This is a genomic window from Arthrobacter sp. 2MCAF14, from assembly GCF_052115645.1.
Taxonomy (GTDB): domain Bacteria; phylum Actinomycetota; class Actinomycetes; order Actinomycetales; family Micrococcaceae; genus Arthrobacter.
Map to the genome: position 1 here is coordinate 1 of NZ_JBFRHB010000023.1, position 15,875 is coordinate 15,875.

General features: G+C 62.5%; 18 protein-coding genes. 9 read left to right on the top strand and 9 right to left on the bottom strand.

The window, feature by feature from the left end; genetic code table 11:
- Positions 1 to 336: 336 nt before the first annotated feature.
- The 5 genes from pgsA to AB4074_RS15510 all read right to left on the bottom strand — a co-directional run bounded on the left by pgsA (position 337) and on the right by AB4074_RS15510 (position 5,831).
- Positions 337 to 966 carry a phosphatidylinositol phosphate synthase gene (gene pgsA, locus AB4074_RS15490; protein WP_441414172.1) on the bottom strand — a complete coding sequence of 210 codons (630 nt, stop codon included), beginning with the start codon at positions 964 to 966 and terminating at the stop codon, positions 337 to 339.
- Positions 959 to 1,567, bottom strand: coding sequence for an HIT family protein (locus AB4074_RS15495; RefSeq protein WP_345450673.1), 609 nt, complete (start codon positions 1,565 to 1,567; stop codon positions 959 to 961). The genes pgsA and AB4074_RS15495 overlap by 8 nt, the downstream gene beginning before the upstream one ends.
- 29 nt (positions 1,568 to 1,596) lie before the next feature.
- Positions 1,597 to 3,606 (bottom strand): threonine--tRNA ligase, encoded by a 2,010-nt coding sequence (gene thrS / locus AB4074_RS15500; protein WP_441414173.1) that lies wholly within the window; start codon positions 3,604 to 3,606, stop codon positions 1,597 to 1,599.
- 242 nt (positions 3,607 to 3,848) lie between these two features.
- Positions 3,849 to 4,133 (bottom strand): YegP family protein, encoded by a 285-nt coding sequence (locus AB4074_RS15505; protein ID WP_441414174.1) that lies wholly within the window; start codon positions 4,131 to 4,133, stop codon positions 3,849 to 3,851.
- A gap of 111 nt (positions 4,134 to 4,244) precedes the next feature.
- A complete protein-coding gene (locus tag AB4074_RS15510) occupies positions 4,245 to 5,831 on the bottom strand; it encodes a S53 family peptidase (RefSeq protein WP_441414175.1) in 1,587 nt (528 codons plus the stop codon).
- Between the two features lie 174 nt (positions 5,832 to 6,005).
- Between AB4074_RS15510 and AB4074_RS15515 the strand changes: the two genes are divergently transcribed.
- From AB4074_RS15515 to AB4074_RS15530, 4 genes are all read left to right on the top strand, one after another.
- On the top strand, positions 6,006 to 7,406 hold the full coding sequence (locus AB4074_RS15515; RefSeq protein WP_441414250.1) for a glutamate decarboxylase: 1,401 nt from the start codon (positions 6,006 to 6,008) through the stop codon (positions 7,404 to 7,406).
- A gap of 43 nt (positions 7,407 to 7,449) precedes the next feature.
- Positions 7,450 to 8,316 (top strand): class II glutamine amidotransferase, encoded by an 867-nt coding sequence (locus tag AB4074_RS15520; RefSeq protein WP_441414176.1) that lies wholly within the window; start codon positions 7,450 to 7,452, stop codon positions 8,314 to 8,316.
- A gap of 89 nt (positions 8,317 to 8,405) precedes the next feature.
- Positions 8,406 to 8,558, top strand: a complete 153-nt coding sequence (locus AB4074_RS15525) for a hypothetical protein (protein ID WP_172465612.1) — start codon at positions 8,406 to 8,408, stop codon at positions 8,556 to 8,558.
- An 83-nt stretch (positions 8,559 to 8,641) separates the two neighbouring features.
- The gene (locus tag AB4074_RS15530; RefSeq protein ID WP_441414177.1) at positions 8,642 to 9,532 is read left to right on the top strand and encodes a helix-turn-helix transcriptional regulator; all 891 of its coding nucleotides are present in this window, start codon (positions 8,642 to 8,644) and stop codon (positions 9,530 to 9,532) included.
- 4 nt (positions 9,533 to 9,536) lie between these two features.
- Here AB4074_RS15530 and AB4074_RS15535 read toward each other — a convergent pair whose 3' ends face one another.
- From AB4074_RS15535 to AB4074_RS15550, 4 genes are all read right to left on the bottom strand, one after another.
- Positions 9,537 to 10,457 carry a dienelactone hydrolase family protein gene (locus AB4074_RS15535; RefSeq protein ID WP_441414178.1) on the bottom strand — a complete coding sequence of 307 codons (921 nt, stop codon included), beginning with the start codon at positions 10,455 to 10,457 and terminating at the stop codon, positions 9,537 to 9,539.
- A gap of 35 nt (positions 10,458 to 10,492) precedes the next feature.
- Positions 10,493 to 10,936, bottom strand: a complete 444-nt coding sequence (locus AB4074_RS15540) for a hypothetical protein (protein ID WP_441414179.1) — start codon at positions 10,934 to 10,936, stop codon at positions 10,493 to 10,495.
- Between the two features lie 200 nt (positions 10,937 to 11,136).
- Positions 11,137 to 12,117 carry a cation diffusion facilitator family transporter gene (locus AB4074_RS15545; RefSeq protein ID WP_441414180.1) on the bottom strand — a complete coding sequence of 327 codons (981 nt, stop codon included), beginning with the start codon at positions 12,115 to 12,117 and terminating at the stop codon, positions 11,137 to 11,139.
- Between the two features lie 36 nt (positions 12,118 to 12,153).
- Complete coding sequence (locus tag AB4074_RS15550; protein WP_441414181.1) at positions 12,154 to 12,885, bottom strand: DUF72 domain-containing protein; 732 nt, start codon at positions 12,883 to 12,885, stop codon at positions 12,154 to 12,156.
- Between the two features lie 71 nt (positions 12,886 to 12,956).
- On the opposite strand from AB4074_RS15550, the gene AB4074_RS15555 reads away from it, so the two are divergent.
- The 5 genes from AB4074_RS15555 (at position 12,957) to AB4074_RS15575 (ending at position 15,867) form a co-directional block, all read left to right on the top strand.
- The gene (locus AB4074_RS15555) at positions 12,957 to 13,166 is read left to right on the top strand and encodes a hypothetical protein (protein WP_441414182.1); all 210 of its coding nucleotides are present in this window, start codon (positions 12,957 to 12,959) and stop codon (positions 13,164 to 13,166) included.
- Entirely contained in the window at positions 13,163 to 13,717 is a 555-nt protein-coding gene (locus AB4074_RS15560) for a DUF6328 family protein (RefSeq protein ID WP_441414183.1), read from the top strand. The genes AB4074_RS15555 and AB4074_RS15560 overlap by 4 nt, the downstream gene beginning before the upstream one ends.
- A 280-nt stretch (positions 13,718 to 13,997) precedes the next feature.
- The gene (locus AB4074_RS15565) at positions 13,998 to 14,300 is read left to right on the top strand and encodes a hypothetical protein (protein ID WP_441414184.1); all 303 of its coding nucleotides are present in this window, start codon (positions 13,998 to 14,000) and stop codon (positions 14,298 to 14,300) included.
- 56 nt (positions 14,301 to 14,356) lie between these two features.
- Positions 14,357 to 15,121, top strand: a complete 765-nt coding sequence (locus AB4074_RS15570) for an SRPBCC family protein (RefSeq protein ID WP_441414185.1) — start codon at positions 14,357 to 14,359, stop codon at positions 15,119 to 15,121.
- A gap of 398 nt (positions 15,122 to 15,519) precedes the next feature.
- A complete protein-coding gene (locus tag AB4074_RS15575) occupies positions 15,520 to 15,867 on the top strand; it encodes a hypothetical protein (RefSeq protein ID WP_441414186.1) in 348 nt (115 codons plus the stop codon).
- The last annotated feature ends 8 nt before the right edge of the window (positions 15,868 to 15,875 follow it).

Sequence of the window (15,875 nt, forward strand, 5' to 3'; positions counted from 1 at the left end):
ACACGCCGCCGGGCCGCTACGCTCCCGGCGACAAGCTCCTCGCGTTCCTCGAAGCCCTCTGATTATGCCGATAAGAATCCCAGACAAGCCCGCCAAATCAGGCCACAACAGCAAACGTCGGCATAATCCGGACATCGGCATAATGCAGCCACCACCACCACGTCATCCACAAAGAACACTGGACCATCACCCTGGAAACCGGCACGGCATGGTTCAAACCACCACCCCACGTCGACCCCCGCCAAACACCCCGACGCAACCACCACTTCAGACCCACCCGGACATAAACTGACCCGACAGGAAACGTGCCTGAACACGACAGGATGAGCCCACCACTTAAGCGGGCGTCCCGCCGTCGACGTCTGCCATCGCCTGTTCGCGGACGGCCGCCATCCTTTGGACGACGGTGACGGCCGTAGCGGCGGCGAGCATGACAAGGGTCACCAGCAAGACGACGGGAGGCAACCCGAGCCCGGTCAGGCCGGTGACGAGGAGCACAGAAATGAGCCGTTCCGCGCGCTCGGCGATGCCCACATTGGCATAGAAGCCTAATGATTCAGCCTTGGCGCGGGCGTACGAAACCACCATCCCGAGCACCAGGCAGGCCAGGGAAGCGACAGCGATCGCACTGTTCTCCCCGCCCGTGAAGAACCAGATTGCGACGCCGGCGAAAATGGCGCCGTCTGCCAGCCGGTCCAGCGTGGAGTCGAGGAAGTTTCCCCAGGGGCCGCTGCGTCCCTGTTCCCTCGCCATGATGCCGTCCACGACGTCGGACAGCGCGAAAACGGCGATCAGCAGCGAACCCCACCAGAGCTGGCCCAGGGGGTAGAGAATCAGGGCGCCGAGAACTACGCCGGCGGTCCCGACGACGGTGACGGCGTCGGGCGAGACCCCAACCCTGAGCAGGAACCGGGCAAGGGGCGAGAACAGCCCGGTGAAAAACCCGCGGGCGTGCCGATTAAGCATCCGTCTCCCCGGAGAGATCCGACTCTTCAGGCCAGGCGTCGGCCACTTGCTGGCGGACCTCGTCAAGGGTCTGCGTGATGGCCTTCGTCTGGGCGATGATCGGGAAGAAGTTCCCGTCCCCACCCCAGCGAGGAACCACGTGCTGATGCAGGTGTGCGGCGATTCCCGCCCCGCCTGCCACGCCTTGGTTCATGCCCAGGTTGAAGCCGCTCGGGTTGGCCACCTTTCGCAGCACCCGCATAGCGGTCTGCGTGAGCTCCGCCATTTCCGCCGTTTCCTGCACTGTGATGTCGGTGTAGTCCGGAACGTGCCGGTAAGGACACACCAGCAAATGACCGGGGTTGTAAGGGAACAAATTGAGCACCACGTAGCACGTCTTGCCGCGCCGCACGATGAGGGATTCCTCGTCCGTGCGGCTTGGAGCTACGCAGAACGGGCAGTCGTCCTGGTTTTTGAACTGGTTCTGCCCGCCCTTGATGTAGGCCAGGCGGTGCGGAGTCCACAGGCGCTGGAAGGCATCAGGAACACCTGCCAGGCCGAAGTCGTCAGTCACTTCGGCATCGCCCGGATACTCAGCTGTCACGCCCGTGTTCTCCTGCACTGTTTCCTGCCCCCGCGGTGTCCGACTCGTCAGCTCTCGCGGTTCTTGACGGCGTCCACAATTCTTCGGACGGCCTCGGCAACGGGCACACCGTTGTCCTGGCTGCCGTCACGGAAGCGGAATGACACCGCACCGGCCTCTGCGTCCTCTCCGCCGGCAATGAGGACGAAGGGAATCTTGTCCTTGCTCGCAGTGCGGATCTTCTTCGGGAAACGGTCCGAGGAAATGTCCACCTCGGCACGGATGCCCGCGGCCTTGAGCTGGCCGACGACGTCGAACATGTAGTCGTTGAACGCCTCCGCCACGGGAATGCCGACCACCTGCACGGGCGAGAGCCAAGCGGGGAAAGCTCCCGCGTAGTGTTCGGTCAGTACGCCCATGAAACGCTCGACCGAGCCGAACAAGGCACGGTGGATCATGACCGGACGCTGGCGGGTACCGTCGGCAGCCTGGAACTCCAGCTCGAACCGCTCAGGCAAGTTGAAGTCCAGCTGGATGGTGGACATCTGCCAGGTGCGGCCCAAAGCATCCTTCGCCTGCACGGAGATCTTGGGACCGTAGAACGCGGCTCCACCCGGATCCGGGACCAGCTCCAGCCCCGAGGCCTCGGCTACTTCGGCCAAGGTCCGGGTGGCTTCCTCCCATGCGGCGTCATCTCCAACGAACTTGTCTTCGTTCTTGGTGGACAGTTCAAGGTAGAAGTCGTCCAGTCCGTAGTCTTTGAGCAGGCCAAGGACGAAGTTCAAGGTTGTGGTGAGCTCGTCCTTCATCTGCTCGCGGGTGCAGTAGATGTGGGCGTCGTCCTGTGTCATGCCGCGCACGCGGGTCAGGCCATGGACAACACCGGACTTCTCGTAGCGGTATACAGAGCCGAATTCGAAGAGCCGAAGGGGAAGTTCCCGGTAGGAGCGGCCGCGTGACCGGAAGATCAGGTTGTGCATGGGGCAGTTCATCGGCTTCAGGTAGTAGTCCTGGCCGGGCTTGCGTACGGTGCCGTCGTCGTTCAGTTCCGCGTCGATGTGCATCGCCGGGAACATGCCTTCCTTGTACCAGTCAAGGTGGCCGGAGACTTCGTAGAGGTGTCCCTTGGTGATGTGCGGGGTGTAGACAAACTCGTACCCGGCGTCGACGTGACGCTGGCGCGAATAGTCCTCCATCGCCTTGCGGATGATGCCGCCCTTGGGGTGGAACACCGGCAGGCCGGAGCCCAGCTCATCCGGGAAGGAAAACAGGTCCAGCTCCGCGCCGAGCTTGCGGTGATCGCGGCGCTCGGCCTCGGCGATGCGCTCCTGGTATGCCTTCAGCGCGTCCTTGGTGGGCCAGGCGGTGCCGTAGATGCGCTGCAGCTGCTGGTTGTTCTGGTTGCCCAGCCAGTATGCCGCCGAGGAGCGGGTCAGGGCGAAGGCGTTGGAGATCAGCTTGGTGTTGGGCAAGTGCGGGCCGCGGCAAAGATCGCACCAGACGCTGTCACCGCTCTTGCGGTCCACGTTGTCGTAGATGGTGATGTCTCCGGCGCCCACCTCGACGTTGACGCCCTCGCCGGCGTCGGCGGCGTCATTCTTCTTGCCCAGCAGTTCAAGCTTGTAGGGCTCGCCCTTCATGGCTTCGCGGGCTTCGTCTTCGGTGACGACGCGGCGCACGAACTTCTGGTTCTGGTTGATGATCTTTTGCATCATCTTCTCAAGCTGCCGCAGGTCTTCAGGAGTGAAGGGCTCGGCAACATCGAAGTCGAAGTAGAAGCCGTCTGTGATGTATGGGCCGATTCCGAGTTTGGCGTCCGGACGAAGCTGCTGCACAGCCTGGGCCATGACGTGCGCGGTGGAGTGGCGCAGGACGTTCAGTCCGTCCGGCGACTCGATGGTGACGCCATCAACCTGGGCACCCTCGGGCAGCACCTGGTCGAGGTCTTTGAGTTCGCCGTCGACACGGGCCACTACGACGTCGCGGCGCTCAAAGAAGAGTTCCGCGCCGGTGGTCCCTTCCGTCACCTTGGTCTCTTCGCCATCGACGATGAGGGTGATCTGCTGGGCATCTGACACGGGTGTCTCCTATTCATTGATAAGGCTTCATAGCTTGTGGCGTACGGGGACCACAGCCAGCCATCGTCCATCGTATCCGCTCCGGCTGGGGCAGCCAAAGCAGGCGCGGGCGCGCCGTTTTTCGCCGAGGAGACGCGGCACCGGAAGGATTTTGACATGCGCCATTACGACCCCTGCAACCCGGCGGGGAGGGACTTGGGGCTGGAGAGCGGGGCGGTTCGCGAAACCGCGCTATCGCAGGGCTACGAGCGGCCCGCGGCGCTTCTCACTTCGTGCTTCCGCCACGCGGGCTGGTGGAACAGATGCAAGTGGTGTGCCTGGCGCTCAAGGGAAGGTGTCCAGCGTCCGTGGCTCCGGTCCTTGATAAGGGCCGTTCCGGCGATCTCCCTGAGTGTGGATATCCCGCGGACAGCCGACTGCTTGGTAGCAAAAGTTGTAGACATCGCCAGAATGTCGCCTTCGCCGTCGCGTAGTGCAATCCTGTACCCATCGTTGGGTCCGTCGATCAGCTCAAAGTATCCAGCCATTGTGTAGCCTCCTTTGAAACCTGCGCTTGTAAAGGACACCAACCAGTCTACCGAGCCAAACCCATTTGGAGCGGTGGATTCCGGGACACTGTGACTGTTCCGGCAGCTCGGCTAGGGCTTGGTTTGCAGCAATGCAAGGAGGGCACTGCCGTCCGGACTGCCCAGGCCTGTGCAGGGATCCCAGCCGGTCCCAGCATGGTAGCTTCCGTTGGAACCAGTGGTGATGTCATGGAAGCCCGACGCCGGTTGGGTGCCGTTTTGGTAGAGCAGCGGCTGGATGAGCCCGAAGCGCCTGTTAGTGGCCTGCGCGAGGCGGGCAACCAGGGCCGCCCAGAGCGGTGCGACCGCACTGGTTCCGCCGATCACCATGTCTTTCCCGTCGACGCGCACCTTGTAACCCGTCTGCGGGTCGGCGACGCCGCTGACATCCGGGACGCCCCTTCCGGCCTTTTTGTGCTTGGCGTGCCCCGAGATGCCCGACTGCCAAGACGGAACGGGAAAGACGTCGCTGTAACCTCCGCCAGTAGCCGAGTTGGGGCCGTCGTTCCAGACCGTTTCCGCGCTGATGACGCCTGTCGCGGTGTCGGCTTGAAGGCGGGTTCCGCCGCAAGCCAGCACATGCGGGCTCGACGCCGGGAAATCGGCGTGATCCTTGTTGTCCGTTGCGCCGTCCGCACTGCCGTTGTCCCCGGCTGCGGCTGTCACGGTCACCCCGAGGGCCGCGGCGTCGGCCATGGCTTGGTCGAAAGCCGTCCGGGCTTGGGCGGTCCAGGCGTCTTCACTCTGGCCCCAACTGATGCTGATCGCGGCCGGCGCCGGATTTGCATGGGAGGCCGCGACAATCGCATCCAGGAACCCGGCGTCGGTGTTGGGAGCGAAGTAGACCACAATGGTGGCCTTCGGCGCCAAGGCGCCGACTACTTCGACGTCGAGCAGGACTTCCCCATCGGCGCCCGCCGGATCCTGCCCGGGCTGGTTCGCCCCGCCGTCGACTCCCACCGCGGTGACGCTGGGCGTGGCGATCCCCAGGCCCTGGAAGTAGGTGTCAAGGTCTTGCTGTCCGTAGCCGCCGCCCAGCTCAAGGATGGCAACGGTTTGGCCCGTTCCGTCCGTTCCTTCAGGGAAGTTGTAGATCTTTCCCAGCTGGGGCGGGGTGTAGCTGGTACCGGCTGTAGCCAGGGGAATGGCGCGGAATTGGGCCCGGGCCTGCGGCCGATCGTCAAGGCCGAGGACGGCGACGACGACGCCGTCGAGATCTGCAGGTACTTGCAGGCCTCCGGTGCGGTGCCGGTGGGTGACAGCGGTGCCGTCCGGGCTGCGGCTCGTCAGCTCGTCCAGGGACGTACCGAAGATGCTGCTCATCCGCTCCACGGTTCCAGAGAGCCGAATTCTGCGGCTGGCTGCGTCCGACTCCACAACGTCGAGACCGAGATCGGCGAAGGTGCGTACAGCGAGATCAAGGTCTGCTGCCGACGCGCCGTACCGGGAGGCCAGTTCGTCCCGCGAAAGCGCAGCGGACGGAACTTCGGGCATCTCTTCCTGGCGCCTCAGGATGACCGTCGCCTCGATCCGACGCGAAGGATCGACGGGACCGAGAACGTCCCGGATACCCGGAGCCGGAGCCCTGTCTGATCCGGGCAGCGGAACGCTTTGCGTTTCCGCACGCTGTCGCTCTTCTGGGGTGTCCTGCATCGACATTGGTGCCTCCTACGCTCGCTGTGAGAGAGCTTCGTCCCCTGCGATTATGCACCAGGAGTCACTTTGGCACCATGGCCTGTGGCTTGGGCACGGCGGCTGCCCACGGTAGCGTGGGGCCTTGGCGGCCCAAGCCACAGCAATGGCCGGCGCAGCGGCGAGTCAAAGGAGCGAACCATCAATAGGTCACACCGAACATCAGCCCATGAACCCGACACCGCAGTTGAATTGAACCCGGTGTTCAGCCGGCCGGGAGAATCCAGTATTTTTCCACGGTTCACCATCCCGGACGGTGAGTCCCTTCCTTCGACTGCTTATCAGGTAGTCCACGACGAAGCCATGTTGGACGGCAACTCCCGCCTGAACCTCGCCACGTTCGTCGGAACGTGGATGGAACCCGAGGCGTCGAAGCTGTATGCCGAAACGTTCGACAAGAACATGATCGACAAGGACGAATACCCCCAGACGGCGTTGATTGAGACCCGCTGCTGGCGGATGCTCGCCGACTTGTGGAACGCGCCCGATCCGGCCAAGTCCGTGGGGACCTCGACGATCGGTTCTTCCGAGGCATGCATGCTGGGCGGCCTGGCCTTGAAGCGTCGCTGGCAGCACGCGCGGCGGGCGGCCGGCCTTTCCACAGACAAACCCAACCTGGTCCTCAGCTCGGCAGTGCAGGTGTGCTGGGAGAAGTTCTGCAACTACTGGGATGTGGAGGCCCGGTACGTTCCGGTGTCCAAGGAACACCAAATGCTGGACGGCTACGAGCTGGACAAGTACGTGGACGAGAACACCATTGGAGTTGTGGCCATCATGGGCGTGACCTACACGGGAGTCTATGAACCCGTCGAAAAAATCTCGGCGGCGCTGGACGAAATCCAGGAAAAGCACGGCTTTGATGTTCCGATCCACGTCGACGGTGCCTCCGGAGGCATGGTTGCGCCCTTCCTGCAACGGGAGACAGTCTGGGACTTCCGCCTGCCGCGGGTTGCTTCGATCAACACCTCCGGCCACAAGTACGGCTTGGTCTATCCCGGTCTTGGCTGGATCATTTGGCGGGACGAGCAGGCGCTCCCCGAGGACCTGATCTTCCATGTCAGCTACCTCGGCGGGAACATGCCGAGCTTCGCCCTGAACTTCTCGCGCCCCGGCGCCCAGGTCCTCCTTCAGTACTATCTGTTCCTCCGGCTCGGATACGAGGGATACAAATCCGTTCAGGCAACCTCCCGGGACGTGGCGCTCTATCTATCGAGCGAAATAGGGGCGATGGAGCCGTTTACTTTGTGGAGCGACGGATCGGACATTCCGGTCTTTGCTTGGCAGCTCACCGACGGCTACACGGAGAATTGGAACCTTCACCACTTGTCCGAACGGCTGCGGATGAATGGATGGCTCGTCCCCGCGTACCCCATGCCAGACGGATTAAGCGAGATCACAGTCCAACGGATCGTTGTCCGCAACGGTTTCACACGGGACCTCGCATCCAGTTTCCTGGCCGATCTCAAGAAGGAAGTGGCCTACTTGGACAGCCTCACCTCACCGATGCCCGCCGGTGGGCAAACACAGGCGTTCCACCACTAGCCAGCAGTTTCACGACCAGCCACTTCAAGTAAGGATGTGTGCCATGTGCCGATTGTTCGCCTTGCATGCCGGTTCGCAGGCAGTCCGGGCCACTTTCTGGCTTTTGGACGCGCCGGACAGCCTCTCTGACCAGAGCAGGCGCGAGCCCGACGGCGCCGGCATAGGCACCTTCGACAGTGACGGTAAGGCCCATGTCGCCAAGCAGCCGCTCGCCGCATGGGAGGATCACGCCTTTGCGCGTGAGGCGCGGGTGCTGAAGAGCACGACGTTTCTGGCCCATGTGCGGTATGCCAGTACCGGTGCGCACACCATGGTCAACACGCATCCGTTCGAGCAGGACGGGAGGTTGTTCGCCCACAACGGCGCCTTCGGCGATCTTGAACGGCTCGATCAGCGTCTGGCTGAGTTCGGAGTTTCGGATCTGGTGCAGGGCCAGACAGACAGTGAACGCCTCTTCGCGTTGATCACCGCAGAGAGCAGACGCGCGGACGGCGACGTCGGCGAAGGCATCACCCGGGCGATCAGCTGGATCGCCAAGGAGCTGCCAGTGTTCAGCTTGAATCTGATCCTGACGACGGCGAGCGACGTTTGGGCGGTCAGGTATCCGGACACGCATGAACTGCACATTCTGGAACGGTTGCCCACCCGCTCCGAGGAGGCAGCTCCCCTGGACGCTCGGAGCTCCCGCATCCGCGCACACAGCAAGGATTTGGCCCATTCCGGACACGTCCTCATTGCCACCGAACCGATGGATGACAACCCGGAGTGGAGAGCGCTGCCCGCCGGTGCGCTCGTCCACATCAATCCGGATCTGGCCGTGACCACGAGCCGTCCCTTCCCGGAGGCTCCGGCACATCCGCTCACGCTATCCGACCTCTCCCCCTCCGCGGCAGCATCCCAGAAGCCGTGATCCTCGAACACAAGGCAGCGCCCGGCGTCTTGGGCTTATGGCCGCGTGTTCATCGCGTCCGTGGGCACCGCCGCGCATAAGATCGATCCATGACCGCTGAAGTCGAATCCGAAACCGCCTTCGTCCCGGCCGTCCAACTCGACGGGCAAATGAGCATCAACGACGTCCTGCTTGAGTTGGGGCGGGAACCCGTGGTGTACCCGTCCGCGAACGCCGACGCCGGCGATTTCCACATTTTCTAGCACTGACGCTCGGGGAACTCCCGCTGATAGAGGTACTCGCAGGGACTCCCTCAAGGCGCTCAAACGTCACTATCGTTGATCGCATGGACAACCGGAACGACGCCCGCGATTTTCTTGCTTCCCGGCGTGCGAAGATCACCCCCGAACAGGCGGGGCTACCGACGTCGGGCGGCAACCGGCGCGTAGCCGGTCTCCGTCGCGGAGAAGTCGCAACCCTGGCCGGGGTAAGCGTTGAGTATTACACGCGGCTGGAACGCGGAAACCTTGCCGGAGTGTCTGAAAGCGTCCTGGAAGCATTGGCCAGGGCTCTCCAACTCGACGAAGCTGAGAGCGCACACCTGTTCGATCTGGCGCGCACAGCCGGGACGAGCAAGCGGCAGCGTCGGTCGGCGCCACAACAGGTCCGGCCGAGTGTCCAGTTTGCGCTTGACGCCATCACTGACGCGCCGGCATTTGTCCGCAACGCGCGCATGGATATCCTCGCCGCCAACAAACTTGGCCTTGCTTTGCATTCCGAGATGTACGTCAACCCGGTCCGGCCGGCAAACTATGCGCGCTTCATTTTCCTGGATGAAGAGCGGGCGCGGCGGTTCTTCCCGGATTGGGAACTCGCTGCCAACAACATGGTGGCCATCCTGCGCACAGAGGCCGGCCGAGACCCCTTCGACCGCGGATTGAGCGATCTTGTAGGCGAACTTTCCACCCGAAGCGATGAATTCCGCACTCGCTGGGCCGCCCACAATGTGCGCCGCCACTACAGCGGCTTCAAGCATTTCCATCACCCAGTGGTGGGCGAACTCCGGTTGCTGTTCGAGGCAATGGAATTGTCAGCGGACACCGGCCTCTCCCTGTTCATCTACCCTGCAGAACCTGGCTCCCCCTCGGCAGACGCCCTGCGCCTCCTCGCGAGCTGGGCCGCCACGCAGGAAATGGCAGATCAACCCCAAACCGCACCCACTGGGGGCGGGGTGTGATGGCCTAGGGTATTGATCGGGCTTCCGCCAGGCGGGACTTCAGCCACGAAACGGCGTGTCTTCTCTGAACGGACGGAAAGGCGTGCCCGCCTTCGAAAGGAACAAAATCGGCGACGCCTTCCCTAAAGGAACTGACGAGGCCCTGGACGTCCTGAAACGGAAACAGTGGATCTTCCTGTCCGGCGACGATCAGTACACGCTGGTCTTCGATGGCTTGGGCCACCAGATGCGCGTCACCCGCTTTGCGAAGATTGGGCACAAACCAGGCCGGGTTATGGGAAATGCCCTCACGTTCGAAGGACTCAAGCGTCCCGATCCCGCAACTAAGAACACCGGCACGCAGCCGTGGATCGCAGGCGAGATTGAAGAGCCCCACCTGGCCGCCCAGCGAATGACCGACAATCCCCAGAGGCCCTTGCACCTCATCGCAAGCTTCGAGCCACGAAGTAGCCATGGCAATATCCCTCGTGTGGACGCCCTGCAGCGTTGAACCACCAGCCATGAGGTCCTGCGCATCGCGGTCTTCCGCCAGCTGAGGGTCAACGGCGTCACGCTGCCGCTCTTCGAATCCGAGGAGGTCCGGGACGAGCGTCGGAACGCCGGACTCGGCCAATTCGACGGCGAAAGCCATTCGCGGGTCACCTCCAAGCCCGGCGAGCTCGCTCTTTCCCAGCGCATAGTTTGCGGCGTGTTGATGGACCGCCACTACGGCACCCACGTGGTGATCGTCGTCGATCGGATTAAGGAGCAGGCAAGGAACCATATCCCCTGCATCCGTCCAAAGCTCGATCCGCTCGCGTAGGACATCTCCCTGGCGCAGGCGCGGGCCGCGAACAACCTTGGCTGCGACATACGACCGGATAGGGTCCAAGCCAAGAAGCGAGAGGACCTTGGACCGTGCTGCATCCACCACGCGGTTTCCCATCAATGATCGGTCGGTACGGTCGTTGTGCGCCTAGCTTACGGCCTTGGCCCTCGGCGCCCCTCTTCGTCTCCTCGCTCGTCGTCGCGCTCCCGTTGGTCTCCGGCGTCGTCCCTGTCCCGACGGCGTCCCTCACCATTCGTGTCCGAGCGGTTGCCCGCATCGGGGTCCAACTCTTCCGCCCGCCGCAGTCTGTCCTGCGAGACTTCGTTTGCCCGTTCGGCTGCCTTCTGCTTGTCGGTGGCCTCCTGATGCAAGCGTTCCGCTTCGCTCTCGGCGCGGGCGGCGTCAGCTGCCGCTCGAGCGGCCTCAGCGCTGCGCTCGTGAGCTCCGAGGGCGTCGGCACGGGCTTTCTCGCGGAGGTCCGCAGCGCGCTTGCGGTTAGCTGCGTCCTTCGCGCGGCGCCCATAAGCGACGACGGCGACGATCACGGCGATGATCACAATCGCCACCACGATCCAAATCCATGCTTGCCCGTCCATTGCAGCTCCCCTCGAAAATTGACTGTGCTTCCGGTGCGCAAGTTCTATCGTTCGGCCGACCCTGCCGTTGGCAGCTTGGATCGGCGTCCCCGGACAGCGCGCGGATGCTGGTCCCTTGAGTCAACAACTTTGCGTGAAACATGGCACGAGTAGCCTGTACTTGTTTTCCCCAGAGGTTCCAACGGATTGCCGCTGCTGGTTTACTCAACGGCAGGCGACTGTCGCCGAACGCCAAAGGACAGCGAGGGTTCGTCGGGCGTAGCGAGGGTCAGCACCGCCTCCTCGACGGTCTCCTCATCTTCCAGTTCCCGTTCCACACGGCGCAATGCGATGGCTACTTCATGCTCCCGAAGGTCGCCCGTGATATCCACGGCCGCCACGAGGTATACCTTGCGCGGCCCAACAAACTCAAGGTGCAGATACGTCAGGCGATCGATTTCCGGGTGTTCCATGACCCTGATCGCCATCGACTTCTCGAGTTCCGGTGTAACGCCCTGACCGACGAGGAAGCGACGATTGCGATCTATCAGCACCACCGCGATAACACCGAGAAGGATGCCGACAAATATGGATCCGAGGGCATCTGGGAGGGGCGATCCAGTGAGCTGGTGCAGGAAGATCCCCAAGAAGGCAATGAGCAGGCCTATCAGCGCGGCACTGTCCTCCGCGAAAACGGCGCGCATGGTGGGGTCCGAGCTTTTGAGCACTTGTTCCAAGGTGCGACGTTCAAGTTGCCTTGCCGACGTGCGGGCCTGACGGAACGCTTGGATGAACGAGGCCCCTTCGAGCACGAACGATATCGCCAAAACGACATAGGCGACCTCGAAATCACCGGCTGGTTCCGGTGCGAAAAGCTGTTGGACACCGTGCATCACGGACACAACTGCCCCTGCTGTGAACAAGCCAAAGGCGGCAAACATCGACCACACGTAAGCTTCCCTGCCGTAGCCCATCGGATGGGCCACATCCCGCTGTTTCGAGGATCTCCTTTCAGCCACCAGCAGGAATATCTGGTTGCCGGTGTCCGCCCAAGAGTGGGCGGACTCGGCGATCATCGAAGCGGAGCCGGTAAGTATAGCGGCGACGGTTTTTGCCGCGGCGACCAAAAGATTTGCGGCAAAGGCCAAGATCACGGTCATGAGGGATGAAGATGGCATCTTGACCTTCTTGGTTTCAACCATGGAAGCTACGGTACCCAACAACCGTGGAGACCACGCCTAGTGGCTGCCGAGGAACGAACGGAGGGTGAGGGCGTTACGGACCGCGTTGCCGCCGCCGTCGTTATTGAAATAGACGAAGACCTCCTTGCCCGCGGCCTCCCATTCCGCAATTCGTTCCGCCCACCAGCGCAGGTCCTGATCGGAGTATGAACCTCCGTATAGGTGATGGTGATCCGGCCCATGCATCCTGATGTAGACAAACGGCGCCGTGGCCCTCAGGACGCAAGGGAGCTCCGCTCCGCTCACGATGCAGTAGGCCGTTTGGTGCCTTTCAAGCAGTTCGTAGACAGCCTCGTCGTGCCAGCTGTGATGGCGGAATTCGACGGCGACTTTCATCCACTTGGGAAGGAGGTCAAGGAAATAGGCCAGCCGGCCGTCGTCGCGCTCCATTCCCGGCGGCAGCTGGACCAACAGGACTCCACGCCTGTCCCCGAGTTCATGCCAGGCCGAAGTTATCCTGCCGATCCAGGCTTCAGGGGCATAAAGGCGTTTTGCGTGGGTGAGCCCGCGGGGCGCTTTGACCGAAAAGACGAAGCCTTCAGGTAGCCGGCGTCGCCAGCTGGCAAACGATGGATCACGCGGCCACCGATAGAAACTCGCGTTGAGTTCAACGGTCTCGAATTGCTGCACGTAGTAACCGAGCCGGTTGCGGGAGGGAGTACCGGAGGGATAGAGCACGTGGTCCCAGTGGTCATAACTCCACCCCGACGTTCCAACGTGGGTTTTCATTCGGCCAGCCTATGGTCGACGTGACTGAATAAGTAAGCTGATGATATTCGGAATCGATGAGAGGTTGGTCGATGGCCATGCGATTCGGGTCGATCTTCGGGCTGATCGTGGTGATCTGGCTCATCATTGGAGCGGTAGCCGCCGGACAACGCGGCTACTTCAGCGCAGTGCCCGCGCAGTGTTCCCAGTTGGCAACGATTAGCCTGAATATTGTTGCCGGTCCCCTGAACTACATGGGGCTGAACCCTGTGGCAGGCTGCGAACTGCCGCGGCCGTCGTGAGCGGCCCGGAAGATCCCCTGCTCCCCGGGCCGGATCCCGATACCAGGCACGAGTCCGAGGACCAACGGATGGACCGGAATTGGAATGAGCTGCTCCAGGAAATGCGCGTCCTCCAGACGGGCGTACAAATTATCGGTGGCTTCCTGCTGACCCTTCCGTTCCAGCAACGATTCGGCACGCTCACAGAGATGCAGAAGTGGTGGTTTCTCCTGCTGGTCGTCCTGGCGACCATGACCACCGGCCTCATGCTGGTTCCTGTCAGCCTCCACCGTCGGCTCTTCCAGCATCACGTCAAGTACCGGCTTGTGGCTGCAGGGGACGTGATCGTCAAGGCCGTCGTGGCGTGTGTATCCTTGCTGATCGCAGGATGCGCCGGACTGATCTTCAGCGTTGCTGTGGGGCCCGAGGCTGGCCTCGCCGCGGGCGGCAGTATTCTTGTCGCTCTCGCGGCGCTCGTGCTGCTGTACCCGCTGCTTTCCTGGTCTCCCGGCCGCCGGAAGGCGCGGTCGGAACACCCATCGGGCAAGGCGCCCGAAAGTCAGAAACCCTAATTCGCGGCCCGAAAACCGAGCTAGTCCAGGCCTTGTCGATCAACATAGTAAGTTTGCTGATCAATTTCCCGGAATCCATGGACAAGGGACCGCCCGGCCTACTAGTTTCGATGTGGTAGCAGGCTCGAGCGACCGTCGAAAGAAGGCCAGGTCCTTCTCGTCCCGGGCTAGGTCCTGCATCTCTGAGGCCGGCCTCCCGGTCACCGACGGAAGACGTCTTGAGTAGCCGGTTCTTGATTTCCACCAACAGGTTCAACCAACACGGAAGGACGGTATGGATATGGACGAGCAACATACAGCCGAGGAAGAGGAAGCCGGAGGCTACGGAACTCCGACGCCCGAACAAGAAATGCCAGGAGGCGGGGGCCAGCAAGCGGATCAGCCGAAGGAGGACGCCTCGACACCAGAAGACGACGACGGATCAACCGCGGTGCCATCGGCAGATGCCGAACTGGATGACGCGAACTCCGAGAGAGGCAACGCGGGGAGCTCTTTCTCGTCCGAACCGAAGGGCGATGCAACAGGACTGCCCGAGGATAAGTCCCCGAAAGACGACGACGGCGAAACATTCGACGCCGGCTAGACCGCCCAAACGACCCACCAACCTCCGTAGGAAAAGCGCAAGCAAGGAGCACGAACATGGCGACCGTTAATCGAACAATCGACGTAGAAGTTCCCGTTTCAGTGGCTTACAACCAATGGACCCAGTTCGAGTCTTTTCCGGAATTCATGAAGGGCGTCGAAGCGGTGGAACAAATCGACGAAACCGCCCTGCATTTTTCCACCAACGTGGGCGGCGTCAAGCGCGACTTCAACGCCCAAATCCTTGAGCAGGTCCCGGATTCACTGGTCAGCTGGGCCAGCATTGACGGACCAAGGAACGCGGGGACGGTAAGCTTCGAGCCACTGGGCGCGGACCGTACCCGCGTGAGTGTGGAGATCGAATGGGAGCCGGAGAGCTTTGCTGAAAAGGCGGGCTCGCTGGTGGGCATCGACGATATGCGCGTTTCAGCCGACCTCGACAAGTTCAAGAAATTCATCGAAGGGCGCGGCTATGAGACTGGCGGATGGCGAGGCTCCGTGGCCGCCGGCGATGTCGACGACTCCGGGACGGCAGTCTCCCCTGCCGCTCCCACTTCGGAGCTGCCCGCCGTCGATCCCGATTTGACGGCCCCTGCCGCTACGGAAGCGGCCGACGGCGGCGACGCGGCTCGCGTCGGCCAGTACACCGAGGGCGACTACGGCACGGAGCGCGTCACGGATCTGCCCGCGGAGAGCGTCGAAGGCGACTACACCACGGAAGAAGCGCCCCGTGATCCTTCCGTGGAACGCGGCGCCGAACCTTGGCCCGCTACGGAAGCTGGCCCGGGAACAGAAACACGTCCGCGGCCGTCGGACCGCTGAGCCCCGTGGGGCCGGCCACGAACAGGCCGGCCCCACGGACGTCCACCCAAACTTCATTGAAGATTCGAGGAGCAAACAATGAGCGAGTTCCCTCCCGACCCCACGCGAGACCCCAACGCTGACCCCACCCGAGAGCCTGGCCCAAGCCCGACGCCGGAGCCAGTGCCGTTGCCGGAGCCAGGGCCGACACCTGTGCCGACCCCCGGCCCGCAGCCCGAACCCGGGCCCCGCCCGGGAACCCCCGAACCGGTTCCGCTGCCCGAGCCGGGACCCTCCCCGGTCCCGGAACCGGGCCCGGACCTTCCTTTCCCGCCCTCGCGCCCCCTGGGAGAGCCGCCCCTCACGATCTTGTGAGCTGGCTGCTCGTGTAGCTTGACGGAAGAGATCGAGGTTCCAACATGGCCGTGAAACTCAACAAGAAGGCCTTCGATCATGCGAAGAGCCTTATCCGGGACAACAAGGTAGTCATCGATACCCGGGACGACTGGAGCGAACACGCGCCGTCGACGCAGGATGAGAACAAATTCCTGGATAAGAACGGGAGCGCCGAATATTCGAAATGGTTTCTCGGCGTAGACGATGAGCACCCTGAGGGACAAAAGGGCCGCTACAAATTCCCTTATGGAGACTTCAAGAAGATCCATCGGTGCGCCGTGATTTCAGGCGAAAGCAGGGCTAGCCAATACGACCACGACGATATTCGCCAAGCCTTGGGGGATTTGCTTGAGCGGCTGAACGAGCAATAAGGAGAGAG

What these genes read in the sequence shown, in the direction of transcription:
- AB4074_RS15555 (WP_441414182.1), top strand. Translation starts at nt 12,957, where the DNA reads ATGGCCATGCGATTCGGGTCGATCTTCGGGCTGATCGTGGTGATCTGG.
- AB4074_RS15570 (WP_441414185.1), top strand. Translation starts at nt 14,357, where the DNA reads ATGGCGACCGTTAATCGAACAATCGACGTAGAAGTTCCCGTTTCAGTG.
- AB4074_RS15525 (WP_172465612.1), top strand. Translation starts at nt 8,406, where the DNA reads ATGACCGCTGAAGTCGAATCCGAAACCGCCTTCGTCCCGGCCGTCCAA.
- pgsA (WP_441414172.1), bottom strand. Translation starts at nt 966, where the DNA reads ATGCTTAATCGGCACGCCCGCGGGTTTTTCACCGGGCTGTTCTCGCCC.
- AB4074_RS15575 (WP_441414186.1), top strand. Translation starts at nt 15,520, where the DNA reads ATGGCCGTGAAACTCAACAAGAAGGCCTTCGATCATGCGAAGAGCCTT.
- AB4074_RS15545 (WP_441414180.1), bottom strand. Translation starts at nt 12,117, where the DNA reads ATGGTTGAAACCAAGAAGGTCAAGATGCCATCTTCATCCCTCATGACC.
- AB4074_RS15510 (WP_441414175.1), bottom strand. Translation starts at nt 5,831, where the DNA reads ATGTCGATGCAGGACACCCCAGAAGAGCGACAGCGTGCGGAAACGCAA.
- AB4074_RS15520 (WP_441414176.1), top strand. Translation starts at nt 7,450, where the DNA reads ATGTGCCGATTGTTCGCCTTGCATGCCGGTTCGCAGGCAGTCCGGGCC.
- AB4074_RS15530 (WP_441414177.1), top strand. Translation starts at nt 8,642, where the DNA reads ATGGACAACCGGAACGACGCCCGCGATTTTCTTGCTTCCCGGCGTGCG.
- AB4074_RS15565 (WP_441414184.1), top strand. Translation starts at nt 13,998, where the DNA reads ATGGACGAGCAACATACAGCCGAGGAAGAGGAAGCCGGAGGCTACGGA.
- AB4074_RS15540 (WP_441414179.1), bottom strand. Translation starts at nt 10,936, where the DNA reads ATGGACGGGCAAGCATGGATTTGGATCGTGGTGGCGATTGTGATCATC.
- AB4074_RS15505 (WP_441414174.1), bottom strand. Translation starts at nt 4,133, where the DNA reads ATGGCTGGATACTTTGAGCTGATCGACGGACCCAACGATGGGTACAGG.
- AB4074_RS15535 (WP_441414178.1), bottom strand. Translation starts at nt 10,457, where the DNA reads ATGGGAAACCGCGTGGTGGATGCAGCACGGTCCAAGGTCCTCTCGCTT.
- AB4074_RS15550 (WP_441414181.1), bottom strand. Translation starts at nt 12,885, where the DNA reads ATGAAAACCCACGTTGGAACGTCGGGGTGGAGTTATGACCACTGGGAC.